Here is a 14759-nt window from a genome sequence, read left to right on the forward strand (position 1 = left end):
TCCCCCTGTGCTCAACCTACGAAGCACAAGGGGGGTTGGTTCATCAATTTTCGGCGAGGAATTCCCCGGCCAGCGCCTTATCGATCAGCACCGCCGTCTCTTTCACGCCGTAGAGCGCGATGAAAGAACCGAAACGCGGGCCCTGATCGGCCCCGAGCAGCACCTGGTAGAGCGCCTTGAACCAGTCGCGCATCGGCTCGAACCGCTCGCGCCCGCAGGCAAAGACCTCGCCTTGCAGCGCCTCGCCATCGGCAGGGCCTTCCCACGCCAACAGCCGATCGCGCAGATCGGTGAGCGCCGCCCGTTCCAGATCGCTGGGCAAGCGGTATTGCCTCATCGGCGCGACGAAATCCTCGTAGTATTTCACCGCGTAGCCCGCCGCCGCGTCGAGATCGGGGTGGGTTTCGGGGCTGGCCTCGGGCGCATAGTTGCGGATGAAGCCCCAGAGCACGGCCTTGTCGTGTGCGCTGGCCACGCTGGCGAGGTTCAGGAGCATCGAATAGGTCACCACCATCCGGCTTTCCGGCACATCGCCGTTGTGGATGTGATGCACCGGGTTGGCGAGTTTCTGCTCTATGCTCTGGCCCGGGTAAGCCGCAAGCTGCTGGTGGTATTCGTCCATCGCCCGCGGGATCACGTCGAAGAACATCCGCTTGGCGGTCTTCGGCTTCTGGTACATGAAATAAGCGAGGCTCTCGGTCGAGGCATAGGTGAGCCATTCGTCGATCGTCAGCCCGTTGCCCTTCGACTTGGAGATTTTCTCGCCCTTGTCGTCGAGAAACAGCTCGTAGACGAAATGCTCGGGCGGCCGCCCGCCCAGCACCTTGCAAATGCCGTCATAGATCGGCGTGTTCGAGGAATGGTCCTTGCCATACATCTCGAAATCCACGTCGAGCGCCGCCCAGCGCGCGCCGAAATCGGGCTTCCACTGGAGCTTCACGTTGCCGCCGGTCACCGGCAGGGTCCATTCGCGGCCGTCCTCATCGTCGAAGGTGATCGTGCCCGCCTTGGCGTTCACCTCCTTGATCGGCACATAGAGCACCCGCCCGGTCTCGGGATGGATCGGCAGGAAGATCGAATAGGTCTGCTGGCGCTCCTCGCGCAGGCTCGCCATCATGATCTTCATGATCTCGTCATAGCGTTCGGCGGCGCGCTTCAGCACCTCGTCGAACTGCCCCGAAGCGTAGAAGTCCGTGGCCGAAAAGAACTCGTACTCGAACCCGAAGGTATCGAGAAACCGCCGCAACATCGCGTTGTTGTGGTGGCCGAAGCTCTCGAACTCGCCAAACGGATCGGGCACGCTGGTCAGCGGGCGCTGCAGGTTCTCATAGAGCATGTCCTGCTGCGGCACGTTGTCGGGCACCTTGCGCATGCCGTCGAGATCGTCGGAAAAGCAGATCAGCCGGGTCGGGATATCGCTGATCGTCTCGAAGGCGTGGCGGATCATCGTCGTGCGCATGACCTCGCCAAAGGTGCCGATATGCGGCAGGCCGCTCGGGCCGTAGCCGGTCTCGAACAGCACGAACCCCTTTTCCGGCGGGGCTTTCTCGTAGCGTTTGAGCAACCGGCGCGCCTCTTCAAAGGGCCAGGCTTTCGACTTCATCGCAAGATCGCGGATTTCAGACATCGGTTGCTCTCTCTCAGGGGCCCCATGCCCCGCAAATGACGCTTCCTATTGAAGCCCGGGGGTTTGGTCAATATTCTGCGCCGCAACATCACCAAACCCCAAGGATGCGCCAGTGCCCGACCTCCCCCACGCCCTCTCGCCAGAGGACAGCCTCGTTGCCGTGATGCTGGCCGTGTCCGTCTCCGACAGCCGGATCGGCACCGCCGAACTCGTGCGCATCGAGGCGACCGTGAATCACCTGCCGGTGTTCGCGACCTACGACATGGACCGCGCCCGCACCGTGGCGCAGGTGGTGTTCGACCTGCTCACCGAGGACGACGGACTCGATGCCCTGTTCGGCCTCGTGCGGGAAAACCTGCCCGAGCCATTGTGGGAAACCGCCTATGCGCTGGCCTGCGACGTGGCCGCAGCCGATGGTGCCCTGCACACGACCGAGTTGCGAATCCTGGAAGAAATCCGCCACGAACTGAACATCGACCGCCTGCACGCCGCGGCAATCGAACGGGGCGCGCGCGCCCGTCACATGACGCTCAAGGTCGATTGACCCTCAAGCGCCCAGCGAAAGACCGCATATCCATGCTCGATTCCTTCGACATCACCCGGCGTTGGCCGGCCAAAGACCCGTCCGTCATCCAGCTCTACTCCTTCGCCACGCCGAACGGCATCAAGGCGTCCACCATGCTGGAGGAATGCGGGGTGCCTTACGAGGCCCACCTGGTGAGCTTTTCCGCAAACGACCAGTTCACGCCCGAGTTCCTCTCGCTCAACCCCAACAACAAGATCCCCGCGATCATCGACCCCGACGGCCCGGGCGGCAAACCGCTGGCGCTGTGGGAATCCGGCGCGATCCTGCTCTATCTTGCCGAAAAAACGGGAAAATTCCTCCCCACCGATCCGGCTAGGCGCTACGAGACCATCCAGTGGCTGATGTGGCAGATGGGCGGCGTCGGCCCGATGTTTGGCCAGTTCGGTCATTTCCACACCGCTGCGGGCAAGGACATCGAGGAAAAATACCCGTGGCGGCGCTACAAGGAAGAAACCGAGCGCCTGCTCGACGTGCTCGATGAGCGCCTCGATGGCCGCGCCTTCATCATGGGCGACGACTACAGCATCGCCGATATCGCGGTCTGGCCATGGGTGCGGGTGCTTTCGGGGCACTACGACGCCTTCGATCTGCTCGACATGGGAGACCTCGACAACGTCAACCGCTGGTTTGAATCCTGCTCGACGCGCCCCGCGAGCCTCAAGGCGATCAATATCCCGCCGCGCGCGACGTGAGGCTGTCCCGAAACGCTTCGAGTTAGAAATTTGGCATGAAACGCCGCCCCGGCCTTCTCACGACCGGGGCGGCGACGATCCTATTGCTGGATCGATTCGATGTATTCGACCAGCGCCATCAGACGCCCGCGCACGATCAGTTCAGACCCGTGGAACCCGGCGTCTTCGAGCGCCGAGGCTACGTAGCGGTCGCCCCAGATCGGCATCGGGCTGCCGTGTCCGCGCACGCCGGTCCGCCCGTCGATCGCCATGAGCGTATCAAGGAACGGAAACTTCCCGTCGTTGGCAGCCGAAAGCCCGGTCAGTCCGGGCACATGGATGTTGAGCAATAAGGTGCCCTGACCTCGCGCAACCAAGGCGCGGACCGGTCATTTTCAGCCTATCCGTAGCGATGGCGAGGCGGGGTCATACCCCGTAAAGCCCGGCCCAACGGTTGATGAGCTGGTGTTGCAGCCAGCGCGACCGCTGTGCCCATGCCCGCGCGCCGGGCGCGTTCTCCATGTCCTCGGGGCGGATGCCCGCACGCCGAACCGTGTCGCCGGTGAAGATCGCGAAGGCCAGCGGCACACCGTCTGTGGCGGTGGCATAGCCTGCCAGAGCCGACACGAAATTGAGCGTGCCGGTTTTGGCCTGAATGCGGTGCAGGAGCCCCGGATCGGCCTCGCCCCGTGTGTTTTGCGGGGTGATCTCGCGCATGTGCCGATGCAACACGCTCCCCGGCCCGAGCTGCACGAGGAAGCGCACCATGTCGGCGGTCGACAGCCGCGAATCTTCGCCAAGCCCCGAATGATCGACAAAACGCGCGCTGCCGATACCGTACGCATCACGCATCCACGCACTCATCGCCGCAGCAGAACCGTGCAGATCATCCGCCCCTACCCCGCGCCGGGCGCTCGTGGTAAGACCGATCACTTCCGCCGTGAGGTTGGTGGAATAGCGCATCATCGCGCGGGTGATCTCCGAAAGGGTCACGCTGGAATGGACCACCAGCGCCTGGCCATCCGGCAGCCCCTCGACCGGCTCCGGGTTTGGCAGCCGAACCCCCTGCGACGCCGCGATCACCTGGCAAACCTCGCCGGCATAACGATCGGGCCTGCGCACCGGCAGCCAGCGCGAACCGGCATTGCCCAGCGCCTTGCTGGCAACCGTCCAGTCGTCCACCCCGCCGGCGTCGGCATAGGTGTAGACCGGCACATCCCGCGTCGCCACCGCCATCCGCGCCACCGTCACCGGCGGACGCAGGGTGGCCGATCGGGCGTCGAGGTTCACGGTCCAGCCACTCTCGGCCCGCTCCCACTGGAAATGCACGCGGTTGAAATTCAGGTTCAGCCCGGAAACCGGCGGGCTGTAGCCAACGTGGTCGGGTTGCGACGGGTCGATCGTGCGCACGTAGGGCAACGCCCCCGCCGCGACCAGAAAGCGCCCGCGCACCCCGCGCACACCTTGCGCCTTCAATGCCGCCACCATCCCGGCGAGCGCATCGGTATCCAACACCGGATCGCCGGACCCCGCGAGCACGAGGTCGCCGTCGACGATTCCGTCCACCACCGCGCCGGTGGCAATGAAGCGGGTGCGGAAACGATGGTCTTCGCCCAGGGTCGACAGCCCGTATTGCGCGGTGATCGCCTTGGTCACCGAAGCCGGTGGCAAGGCCAGTTCGGGTTCGTGGGTTTCCAGAAACACCCCGGTGCGGGCATCCGCCACCACGAAGCCCACCCGACCGCCAAGCCGTGCCTCGGCAAACAGCTCCGCGATGGACGGCGAGGCAAGGCGGGCAACCTTCGGCGCCGCGCCGCCAACAAGGTCGGGCCGCGGCACCGGGCGCAACGAGGCGAGCGGGGCCTCCGCCAAGGCGGCACCCGCGACGGCAGACAATCCCCCCGCCAGAAAACCTCGTCTCGTCGTGCCCCCAAGCATATCGCCGAGTTAACCGACTGCCCCGAGTCGCCTCAAGATCTGTTGTGGAAACAATCCGCCAAATTGTTGCGCTGTCGCGCAAATGTGTTTCGCCCGCACCATGCGTCGGTCAATCACCGGCGCTGCGCCAGCCGCCCCCGGCCCGGATCGCGCTTGACGATGTATCCACCATCGGCACGTTGATCAGGCACCATGCCGGGGCCTCGGTGCGCGCCAGTAACCCGGCCGATGCGCCGGCCACCCGCGCCGCCCGAAATCGCCGCGCCGCTGGAGAGGTGCGCGCCGCCACCCGGTCACCGGGGCGCGCGATCACGCCGACCGGCAGCGCCTGCATGATCTCGTCCCAGCGTTCCCAGCGGTGGAAACCGGCCAGGTTGTCGGCCCCCATCAGCCATGTGAAGCGGACACCCGGGTAAAGCGCAAACAGCCGCGCCAGGGTCTCGGCGGTGAACCGCGTGCCCATCCGGGCCTCGATATCGGTCACCACCACGCGCGGGTCGTCGATCACCGCGCGCGCCCGCGCCATCCGCTCGGCAAGCGGTGCCGGACCATGCGGCTTCAACGGGTTTCCGGGGCTGACCAGCCACCACACCCGGTCGAGCCCGAAGCGTTTCAGCGCTTCGCGGGTGATATGGGCGTGGCCTTCGTGGGCCGGGTCGAACGACCCGCCCAGAAGCCCGATAGCCTGACCGGCCCGCGCATATGGAATGTCATGCCGCATCACGACTGCTTGGCCCGGGGCGGGAACGCTGTCAATCACGCCACCCCGCGCCCTGCCCCGCCCTAACCCTCGATCCGGGTGAGATCAGCCACCCGCAGGCAGATATCGCGGATGCGGGCGAGCAGGTTGAGCCGGTTGCGGCGCAGCACCTGGTTGTCGGTGTTGATCTGGACCGCCTCGAAAAAGGCGTCGATCGGGCCTCGCAGCTCCGCCATCGCTCCCATCGCGGCAGCGAAATCCTCCGAGATCATCGCCGGGCCGATCTTTGCCTCGGCCGCATCCAGCGCGGCAAACAGCGCCTTCTCGGTCTCTTCCTCGGCGAATTTCACGTCCGGCCCGTAGGAATACTCCACCCCGTCCGCTTCCTCGGCCTGGGCGAGAATGTTGTTGGCCCGCTTGAAGCCCTGGATCAGGTTCGCGCCATCGTCGGTTTCCAGCACCGCCTGAAGCGCGCGGGCGCGGGTGACGAGGAGGGTGAGATCGTCGTTGCCGGGCATGTTGAGGCAGGCGTCGATCACGTCATGCCGGATGCCCTCGTCGCGCAGGTGAACCTTGAGGCGGTCGTGGATGAAGGCGAGGAGGTCGTCGGAGAGGTCGGGCACCGTCTTGCCGATCCGCGCCATGTAGGTGCCCTCGGCCACCGCATGGGCCTTGTCGGCCTTGTGGAAGGCGGCCAGCACCGCCTTGAAGGCGGCCCCGAAAACGCCGTGGTGAGCGATCTCGTCGAGCGTGGCTTCGAGCGCCTCGATCTCGCCGTCGTCCACCCCCTTGCGGCGGGCGCGGGCAATGTGGTGTTCGAGGATCTGCGCGTCGATCAGGTGGTCGAGCTTCAACCTGAGGCCATTGTCGAGCAAGATGCGGATCACCCCGAGCGCGGCACGGCGCAGGGCGTAGGGGTCTTTCGAGCCGGTGGGTTTTTCGTCGATCACCCAGAACCCGGTGAGCGTGTCGAGCTTCTCGGCCAGCGCCACCGTGACCGCGACCGGCGCGGTCGGCACCTCGTCGCTCTGGCCGAGCGGCTTCCAGTGATCGCGGCAGGCATCGGCAATGGCCTCGGACAAGCCAGCGCTCTTCGCGTAGTAGCGCCCCATGACCCCCTGCAACTCGGGAAACTCGTAGACCATTTCCGAGGCAAGATCGGCCTTGGCCACCTGCGCGGCCTTGCGCGCGTCGCCCGCCCCGGCCCCGGCATCGGGCGCAATCCGCGCGGCGAGCCGGGCGATCCGGTTCATCCGCGCCTTCTGCGAGCCGAGCCGGGCATGGAAGGTGACGTGTTCGAGCTTGTCGAGCCAGGCTTCGAGCCCGTCGCGCGCCACGGTGCGCAGATCGTTTTCCCAGAAGAACTTGGCATCCGAGAGCCGGGCGGCGAGCACCTTCTGGTTGCCCGCGAGGATGGTGACGCCGTGATCGGCGGTGTCGCGGTTGGCGACGGTGACGAATTTCTCGATCCGCCCGGTGCCGGGGTTGCGCACCGAAAAGAACTTCTGGTGCTCCTTCATCGAGGTTTGCAGAACCTCCGGCGGCAGTTCGATGAAGTCGTCGGCAATGTCGCCCAGCAGCACCACCGGCCATTCCACCAGCCCGGCGACCTCGGCCAGAAGCCCGGCGTCCTCCACCACCTCGAAGCCCAGCGCGAAGGCCTTCTGCGCGGCGTCGTGGCGAATGGCTTCGGCCCGCTCGACCGGGTCGAGCACCACTTTCGCCGCCTTCAGCTTCGCCACGTAGTCCTCGAAGGACGACACCTTGATCTCGCCCGGGGCCATGAACCGATGCCCGCGCGTGGTATCGCCCGCGCGGATACCGTCGATCTCCAGCGGCACCACCTCCGTCCCGTGCTCATCGGAGAGGATGCACAGGATCGAGTGCAAGGGCCGCACCCAGCGCAAGCTCCCCGCGCCCCAGCGCATCGACTTCGGCCAAGGGAAATTGCGCACCGTGGCCTCCAGCACCTCCGCCACGATCTCGGCCGCCGGGCGGCCCTTGCGCTCGATGGTCGCGAACCAGACCGCGCCCTTCGGCGTCTCACGCGCCTCGAGCTGGTCGCGGGAAAGCCCCGCGCCGCGCAGGAAGCCTTCGATTGCCTTGTCGGGCGCGCCCACCTTGGGGCCCTTGCGCTCCTCGCGCGTGTCCGGGCTCATCGCGGGCAGCCCCTCCAGCGTGAGCGCGAGGCGGCGCGGCGTGGCAAAGGCGGCGGCACCGGCGTAGGTCAGCCCCGCCTCCACCAGCCCGTCGGTGACGAGCTTTTTCAGGTCTTCCGCCGCCCGGGCCTGCATCCGCGCCGGGATTTCTTCCGAGAAGAGTTCGATCAAGAGATCCATGCGGTCAGTCCTGATATTTTTCGTTGAGTTGACGCCAGGCATAGGCCCGGCCATCGGGGAAGACGGCGACGACCAGATCAACCCCGTCAGAGATGTTTCGCTGCCCGAGGAAGGCCAGCGCCTCGCCGCGTTCCAGCGCCTCACCGATCGCCACGGCATCGTAGCAGTCGAACCAGCCCGGCCCGGTATACGGTGCCGCCTCGGGGTAGTCGGCATAGGTTTCGGTGAGGGTTGCGAGGCTCTGCCCGGTCTCGAAACAGGCACGGTAGCGCAGCGGCGACGAGGTCGCGTCGATCCCCTCGAAGCCCGAGATCATGATCGGCTCGGGCTGGCCGGTGGCAATGTTGACGAGCGTGATCCGCGCATCGTCGGCCGATACCTCGTCGTAGAAGGCATATAGCTGGAGCCAGTAGATCGCCACCCCGGCGATGAGCGCGATGATCACGACGAAACTCCCGACGATCTTGCCACTCACGCCACTGCCCCCGCCCCGCCCGCTTCGGTCATCACGAAAGCGTCGGCGCACATCTTGGCCAGCGTGCGCACCCGGCCGATGTAGGCCTGCCGCTCAGTCACCGAGATCACGCCGCGGGCGTCGAGCAGGTTGAAGATATGGCTGGCCTTGATGCACTGGTCATAGGCCGGATGGGCCATGACGATCTCGCTCCCGGTCTTCGGGTCGGTCGCCGGGTGGGCGAGGATCGCCTTGCACTCGGCCTCGGCATCCTCGAAGTGGCGAAACAGGATCTCGGTTTCGGCCACGTCGAAGTTGAAGCGGGAATACTCGCGCTCGGTCTGGCGGAAGATGTCGCCGTAGCTCAGCGGGATCGGCGCGGTGGGCGCGTTGAACGGCATGTCCATCACGTGGTCGATGCCAAGCACATACATCGCCAGCCGTTCCAGCCCGTAGGTCAACTCACCCGAGACCGGGCGGCAATCGTGCCCGCCGACCTGCTGGAAATAGGTGAACTGGCTCACCTCCATGCCGTCGCACCACACCTCCCAGCCCAGCCCCCAGGCACCAAGCGTGGGGCTTTCCCAGTCGTCCTCGACGAAGCGGATGTCGTGCAGGCCCATGTCGATCCCGATCGCCTCCAGCGAGCCGAGGTAGAGTTCCTGCAGATCGGGCGGGCTCGGTTTGATCAGCACCTGGTACTGGTAGTAGTGCTGGAGCCGGTTCGGGTTTTCGCCGTAACGCCCGTCGGTGGGGCGGCGCGAGGGCTGCACATAGGCTGCGGCCCAGGGCTGGCTGCCGAGCGCGCGCAGGGTGGTGGCGGGGTGAAAGGTGCCCGCGCCCACTTCCATGTCATAGGGTTGCAGCACGGCGCAGCCCTTCCCGGCCCAGTAGGTCTGAAGCCTCAGGATGATCTCCTGGAAACTCGTGGGTTGGGTGGGCGTGGTATCGGCCATGGCATGCGTCCTCGCGCGGGGAAGTGCGCGCTCTCAATAGGCACTGCGCCGGGGCGGGTCAATCGGCCCGACCCGCTGAAAACCCAGTTCACAACCGCGCGGGGAAGCCGCCGGGCCTGCTTGACCTCGGGCCCCGCCTTGGTGTTACTGACCCGAACGGTTTAATTGAAAACCCGAGGGGTTACAGGGATATGTCACGCGCGGTTGCCGCACTGGTATTTTTTGTCAGCATTTTCTCAGCAAGCCTTGCCCAGGCGCAGCAAAGCTTCTGGGTCCAGATCGAGGCCAATGCCACCTTGCGCGAGGCCGAGGGTGCCGCCCGGAGCTATGCCCGGAACATCGCCGATGTAAACGGTTTCCGGCTGGGCCAAAATGGCTGGTATGCCATCGCGCTCGGGCCATACAGCGAGGCGGTTGCAACCGAAACCTTGCTCGAATTGCGCCAGCGCGGCCTGCTTCCGGGTGACGCCTATGTTTCCGACGGCGCCCCCTATGGATCACAATTCTGGCCGGTGGGGGCCAATGCGCTCGCCGCTGAGCCCGGTGCAGCGCCGTCGCCTGCCGCTGCGGAAACGCCCGTGGCCGAGGCCCAGCTCGAACCTGAGCCCGAGCCCGAGCCCGAACTCGAGCCGCAGCAAGCCCCGGAAGAAAGCCGCGCCGAGGCGTTGCGCTCGGAACAGGCGCTCGATTTCGACCAGCGCAAGGAACTCCAGGTCGCGCTGCAATGGGAGGGCTTCTACACCTCCCTGATCGACGGCGCCTTTGGCCCCGGCACCCGCAGCGCAATGTCGGCCTGGCAGGACGACAACGGCTTCGAGGTGACGGGCGTTCTCACCACCCGGCAGCGTGCCTTGTTGCTCGAGGGCTATTACGAGGTGCTCGACTCGATGGGGCTGGCCAACATCACCGACGTCGAGGCCGGGATCGAGATCACCCTGCCCGCCGCGATGGTGAGCTTCACGCGTTACGAAGCCCCCTTCGCGCATTACGAAGGCAACGAGGGTGTGCGCGTGGTCCTGATCAGCCAGCGCGGCGACCGGGCCACGCTCTGGGGCCTTTACGACATTCTCCAGACCCTCGAAGTGGTGCCCCCCGAAGGCGAGCGCAGCCGCCGCGACAGTGACTTCACGATCGAGGGCGCGAACGACGAGCTGATCTCCTACACCCATGCCACGCTCGTCGATGGCGCGGTGAAGGGCTTCATGCTGATTTGGCCGCAGGGCGACACCGTGACCGACCCGGACACCGGCGAGATCACCCGCGAGACCGACCGCCGCCGCGCCATGGTGCTCGACGCGATGCGCTCAAGTTTTGCCTCGACCGGCGATGACGTACTCGACGACAACGCCGGGCTCGACAGCGCCACCCAGTCGATCGACCTGATCTCGGGGCTGGAGATCCGCCGCGCCGAGAAGGCCCGTTCGGGGGTTTATGTCTCGGCCGAGGGTGCGGTGCTGACCACGACCGAGGCCGTCGCCGGCTGCAGCCGGATCACGCTCGACGAAAGCTATGACGCGACCGTGGCGGCCACCGACGAGGCGCTTGGCATCGCCCTGCTGCAGCCCGCGCGCCAGTTGGCCCCGATGCGGGTGGCCGAACTGCTCGGCTTCGAGCCGCGGCTGCAATCGGAACTTGCGGTGGCCGGCTATTCCTACGGCGGGCGGCTGTCGTCGCCGACGCTGACCTATGGCACCCTCGCCGATCTGCGCGGGCTCTCGGGCGAAGATGATATCGCGCGCCTCGACATTCGCGCGCAGGACGGCGACACCGGCGGCCCGGTGCTCGACCAGGGCGGTGCGATGGTCGGGATGCTGCTTGCCGCGCCCTCGGACAGCGGTCAGGTTCTGCCCGCCGACGTGGGTTTCATCGCCAAGTCCGCCACCCTCTCGGCCTTTCTCGCCGCCAACGGGGTGAGCGCCACCGCGACCGAGATCCAGGGCGCGCTCACGCCTTACGATCTCTCGGCGCTGGCGGCCGATATCACCGTGCTGGTGAGTTGCTGGGAATAGCGCGCGCCCGACAGTTCCTGCCTCGAAACGCCCGCCCTCCCGGCGGGCGTTTTCGGTTGTCCCAAGCACAAATCGCCACGCGCAGGGCCCGCGGAATCGCGGCTCAAAGCCCGCGCCAGGCAACCACCGCGGCGGTCAGCGCCACCACGATCAGGAGGTTGAAGGCATTGCCCGCAAGCCAGTTCACGGCGATCCCGCGGCGCCGCTCCCAGGGATCGACACCGCGCAGATAGCGCTCGGCCTCGGCGCAGGCCCTGTCGATCCTCGCCCAGTCGATCTGGCGCGCAAGCCGCGGGCTCGCCTTCATTCTCATCGCCTCGACGACATAGCCAAGCTCGCGCCGCAAATGCCCCGGCAAACGCCGTCCGGCGCGGGCGAGCTTGCCCTCCAGCCCCGCGCCGCGCACGTCGAGCCGGGCTTCGATCAGCTCCGCCACCTTGTCCGCGCGCGCCTGAAGATCCATCGCAGCTCTCCTTCGCCACGAGACTAGATCGTTTTGCCAGCCGGTTGAAGCACGACGAGCGGTCCGGCACCGCGCCTTCACGGGGTATCACGCAACGGGGGCTTGCGATGTGGCGCCGTGCCGTTATCTAGGCGTCATGCTTGCGATGCAAACCCACGGCACCGATACGGACCACCCGCCCATCCTTATCGTCCACGGCCTGTTCGGCTCGGGCCGCAACTGGGGCGTGATCGCACGGCGGCTGGCCGAAGCGCGCCGGGTTGTCACCGTCGATCTGCGCAACCACGGCGACAGTTTCCACGCCGAGAGCCAGAGCTACGACGAGATGGCCGAGGATCTCGCCGCGACGATTGACCGGATCGGCGGCACCGCCGACGTGATCGGGCATTCGATGGGCGGCAAGGCGGCAATGACCCTCGCGCTCGCCACCCCTGCCCGTCTGCGCCGCCTGATGGTCGCCGATATCGCCCCGGTCGCCTACCACCACGGCGACGGACACGGCGCGCTGATCGCGGCAATGCAGGCGCTCGATCCTGCCTCGGTGAAATCCCGCACCGAGGCCGACGAAGCCCTGCAAGCCGAAATCCCCAACCCCGCGGTGCGCTCTTTCCTGCTGCAATCGCTCGACGTGAAGGAAGGGCGCTGGAAACTCAATCTGCCGGTGCTGGCCCGCGAACTCGACCGGGTGATGAGCTTTCCCACGCCGGACGCGACCTTCGAGGGACCGACGCTGTTTCTCGCCGGCGCGGCCTCGGACTACATCCGCCCCGAGCACCGACCAACGATCAAGGCGCTGTTTCCGAACGCCCGGCAGGCCAAGATCCCCGAAGCCGGGCACTGGCTCCACGCCGAACGCCCGCGGGCCTTCGAAGCCGCCGCGCGTGCCTTTCTCGATGCCTGAAAAGGGCCGACCGCCTCAGTGCGTCCAGGTTGTCCGGCGGTTCGGGGCGAAGTTCTCGGCGTAGCCACCGGGACGGATATTCGGCTTGCGCTTGTGCGTGGTGAGCACGGTCGCCTCGATCCCGTGTTCGCTGGCATAGTCGAGCGCCGCCTGCTTCGATGAAAACCGCAACCGCACCTGCGCCTGGGTATCGGACGAGCTGGTCCATCCCATCAGCGGGTCGATCTCCTTGCCGCCCTCGGGGGCGAATTCCAGGACCCAGGATTTCGTCCGGGCCTGGCCAGAGGTCATCGCGTTGCGGGCGGGCTGGTAGATACGGGCGCGCATGGGCTTCTCCTTCTGCGTGCCCGGTTTATCGGAAAACTACTGCGCTTTCGCAAGGCAAAAACGGGGCGAGGAGGAAGAGAGGGAAGTTGGCTGCCGATCCGCGGCGAGGGAGCGAGGGGTGGGGTGGGTGTTCGCCGGGACCGGCAGCCGTGTTTGCTGCTTGCCCCTGAAGCATAGCTGCGCCGGGGCTTCTCGCGCAACCGGAAAATACACCTTTAAGTGTATTATTCTGAAAAATACGCGCTTAAGTGGTGACGATTTGTTAAGCTGTCAAGGCATTGCCGCGCCTTCAGGCCGCGCGCCCTGTTCGCGCCGCAAGGCTGTCCGCGCCGGGGGAATGGCGCGCCATCGCCGACCCGAGCAGCACCGCCTCGTGACGTCGCAGCACCGCGCGCGCCGTCGGACCATAGGCCCCCGACAGGCTGCGCAGTTCGGGAAACAGCCCCAGCACCTCCTCGCGCGCGCCGACGTCAAAGCCGCAAAGCCCGACATCGCCGGGATAAAAGCTCTCGCTCGTCAGGCCGGCGCTGCGCACAAGCTGGTGGCGGTCAAACAACAGGTGAACATAGTCCACCACGCCCAGCGTCTGAATCGCGATGCTGGCACCGTTCGCCAACTGCCCCGCCGCCGCCAGAACCTGTTCTCGCCCAAACAGAAGCTCGGTCGCGGCGTTGCCCACCAACAGCCGGTGCATTGGCGATACCAGCACGTCGCGCACAGGCACGCCAGGGCCGAGGGCGTCCTTGCGGATACGCACCGGGGCGAGCCGCGCCGCAACTTCCGGCTCAAGGCCGGCAAGGTCGATCCGCCGCCGCCCGACCCAGCGCACAAGCTGCAGCCCGTGATCGGCGGTCAGCACGGCGTCACCCGGGCGCAGACTCTCCACCGGTCGCGGCCCCTGCGGCGTGTCGATCAGCGTTCCGCTGGTGAAACAGGGGGGCTCGTCCTGGCCGTTGATCGTGATCGTGACGGTGGTGCTGCCCCCGTCGGAGGTGACGGTGAACACATCGGTGAGCGTATCGCCGGTGTCGAGCGCCTGGATCGACGGATTGGCATTGTCGGCGCTGTAGCTCCAGACGCCATCCTCGTCGATCACCAGCGTGCCATGGCTTCCGGTAATCGTCTCCGCCGTCCATTGCCCGGTGTCATCGCCCAACCGGTAATCGACATCGCCCGACGCGGTCAGAAAGCCGCCGACGACATCCACATCCTCGGTTACGCTGCCGCTGCCGGGAGCCGGGAACCCCATTACGCCACCTCCGCCTGCAGGATCATCGCCTGCACCAGCCCGCGCCGCCCGCGCGTCGCATCGCCCTCCACGACCTTGCGCACCGCACCGTCAGGGCCGATCCGGGCGAAGAAAAAGCGTTCGGCCGGCGGGTTGCGGGCGATGTGGCGGGCGACCTCGGCACCGTGGCCGAAAGGGGCGATGAGATCGAGAAACCAAAGGTTGTTGCCTGCCGCCCAGTCGTCGCTACCCGGCGGGGTTTTCTCATGCACCATGCGGTGCACCGCCGCATCGGTCAGCCGCGCCCAGATCAGCGCGGCTACCGGCGCGCCGCTTTCGTTCTCGAAAAACCGCACGCAGTCGGCGTTGATCGCCGGAAAGAACAGCCGGGCCAGCCCCTCGGCGGGGTACTTGCGGTGGCGCGGGCAGAAGGCAGCCAGATAGGACAACTTGCCCATGGCGAGCATGTGCGCATCCGTGGGACGCCCAGCATTGGGTTTCGCGGACCCCGCGATCTTCGTGGCCTGACTGCTCGACATCTTTTTGATGCCTCGTTTTTC

Annotated in this window: 15 protein-coding genes; 4 read left to right on the top strand and 11 right to left on the bottom strand. The window is 66.3% G+C overall.

The window, feature by feature from the left end; all coding sequences use genetic code 11:
* Window positions 1–43 precede the first annotated feature (43 nt).
* The gene (locus tag B9Y97_RS01750) at window positions 44–1627 is read right to left on the bottom strand and encodes a lysine--tRNA ligase (RefSeq protein ID WP_085525142.1); all 1584 of its coding nucleotides are present in this window, start codon (window positions 1625–1627) and stop codon (window positions 44–46) included.
* A gap of 112 nt (window positions 1628–1739) precedes the next feature.
* On the opposite strand from B9Y97_RS01750, the gene B9Y97_RS01755 reads away from it, so the two are divergent.
* Window positions 1740–2171 (top strand): tellurite resistance TerB family protein, encoded by a 432-nt coding sequence (locus B9Y97_RS01755; protein ID WP_085525143.1) that lies wholly within the window; start codon window positions 1740–1742, stop codon window positions 2169–2171.
* Between the two features lie 26 nt (window positions 2172–2197).
* A complete protein-coding gene (locus B9Y97_RS01760; RefSeq protein ID WP_085528044.1) occupies window positions 2198–2905 on the top strand; it encodes a glutathione S-transferase C-terminal domain-containing protein in 708 nt (235 codons plus the stop codon).
* Between the two features lie 80 nt (window positions 2906–2985).
* Here the strand turns inward: B9Y97_RS01760 and B9Y97_RS01765 are convergent, their stop codons facing one another.
* The 6 genes from B9Y97_RS01765 to B9Y97_RS01790 all read right to left on the bottom strand — a co-directional run bounded on the left by B9Y97_RS01765 (window position 2986) and on the right by B9Y97_RS01790 (window position 9271).
* On the bottom strand, window positions 2986–3234 hold the full coding sequence (locus tag B9Y97_RS01765; protein WP_085525144.1) for a hypothetical protein: 249 nt from the start codon (window positions 3232–3234) through the stop codon (window positions 2986–2988).
* A 76-nt stretch (window positions 3235–3310) separates the two neighbouring features.
* Window positions 3311–4780 carry a D-alanyl-D-alanine carboxypeptidase/D-alanyl-D-alanine endopeptidase gene (gene dacB, locus B9Y97_RS01770; RefSeq protein WP_369596647.1) on the bottom strand — a complete coding sequence of 490 codons (1470 nt, stop codon included), beginning with the start codon at window positions 4778–4780 and terminating at the stop codon, window positions 3311–3313.
* Window positions 4781–4931: 151 nt separating this feature from the next.
* Window positions 4932–5543: a nicotinate-nucleotide adenylyltransferase gene (locus B9Y97_RS01775; protein ID WP_085525146.1), complete on the bottom strand. Its 612-nt coding sequence runs from the start codon at window positions 5541–5543 to the stop codon at window positions 4932–4934.
* Window positions 5544–5605: 62 nt separating this feature from the next.
* Complete coding sequence (gene glyS, locus B9Y97_RS01780; protein ID WP_085525147.1) at window positions 5606–7861, bottom strand: glycine--tRNA ligase subunit beta; 2256 nt, start codon at window positions 7859–7861, stop codon at window positions 5606–5608.
* Between the two features lie 4 nt (window positions 7862–7865).
* The gene (locus B9Y97_RS01785; protein WP_085525148.1) at window positions 7866–8336 is read right to left on the bottom strand and encodes a DUF6446 family protein; all 471 of its coding nucleotides are present in this window, start codon (window positions 8334–8336) and stop codon (window positions 7866–7868) included.
* Window positions 8333–9271 carry a glycine--tRNA ligase subunit alpha gene (locus tag B9Y97_RS01790; RefSeq protein ID WP_085525149.1) on the bottom strand — a complete coding sequence of 313 codons (939 nt, stop codon included), beginning with the start codon at window positions 9269–9271 and terminating at the stop codon, window positions 8333–8335. Before B9Y97_RS01790 ends, B9Y97_RS01785 begins: the two co-directional genes overlap by 4 nt.
* A 191-nt stretch (window positions 9272–9462) precedes the next feature.
* On the opposite strand from B9Y97_RS01790, the gene B9Y97_RS01795 reads away from it, so the two are divergent.
* Complete coding sequence (locus tag B9Y97_RS01795) at window positions 9463–11280, top strand: serine protease (RefSeq protein ID WP_085525150.1); 1818 nt, start codon at window positions 9463–9465, stop codon at window positions 11278–11280.
* A 103-nt stretch (window positions 11281–11383) separates the two neighbouring features.
* Here B9Y97_RS01795 and B9Y97_RS01800 read toward each other — a convergent pair whose 3' ends face one another.
* A complete protein-coding gene (locus B9Y97_RS01800) occupies window positions 11384–11743 on the bottom strand; it encodes a hypothetical protein (RefSeq protein WP_085525151.1) in 360 nt (119 codons plus the stop codon).
* 136 nt (window positions 11744–11879) lie between these two features.
* On the opposite strand from B9Y97_RS01800, the gene B9Y97_RS01805 reads away from it, so the two are divergent.
* Window positions 11880–12644, top strand: coding sequence for an alpha/beta fold hydrolase (locus B9Y97_RS01805; protein WP_085525152.1), 765 nt, complete (start codon window positions 11880–11882; stop codon window positions 12642–12644).
* A 15-nt stretch (window positions 12645–12659) separates the two neighbouring features.
* Here the strand turns inward: B9Y97_RS01805 and B9Y97_RS01810 are convergent, their stop codons facing one another.
* The 3 genes from B9Y97_RS01810 to B9Y97_RS01820 form a co-directional block, all read right to left on the bottom strand.
* The gene (locus B9Y97_RS01810; RefSeq protein ID WP_085525153.1) at window positions 12660–12971 is read right to left on the bottom strand and encodes an ETC complex I subunit; all 312 of its coding nucleotides are present in this window, start codon (window positions 12969–12971) and stop codon (window positions 12660–12662) included.
* A gap of 289 nt (window positions 12972–13260) precedes the next feature.
* Window positions 13261–14220: a Hint domain-containing protein gene (locus B9Y97_RS01815; protein ID WP_085525154.1), complete on the bottom strand. Its 960-nt coding sequence runs from the start codon at window positions 14218–14220 to the stop codon at window positions 13261–13263.
* The gene (locus B9Y97_RS01820; protein WP_176224269.1) at window positions 14220–14666 is read right to left on the bottom strand and encodes a toxin-activating lysine-acyltransferase; all 447 of its coding nucleotides are present in this window, start codon (window positions 14664–14666) and stop codon (window positions 14220–14222) included. The genes B9Y97_RS01815 and B9Y97_RS01820 overlap by 1 nt, the downstream gene beginning before the upstream one ends.
* Window positions 14667–14759: the final 93 nt, after the last annotated feature.

It is taken from the genome of Maritimibacter sp. HL-12 (assembly GCF_900177545.1).
Taxonomy (GTDB): Bacteria; Pseudomonadota; Alphaproteobacteria; order Rhodobacterales; family Rhodobacteraceae; genus Sinisalibacter.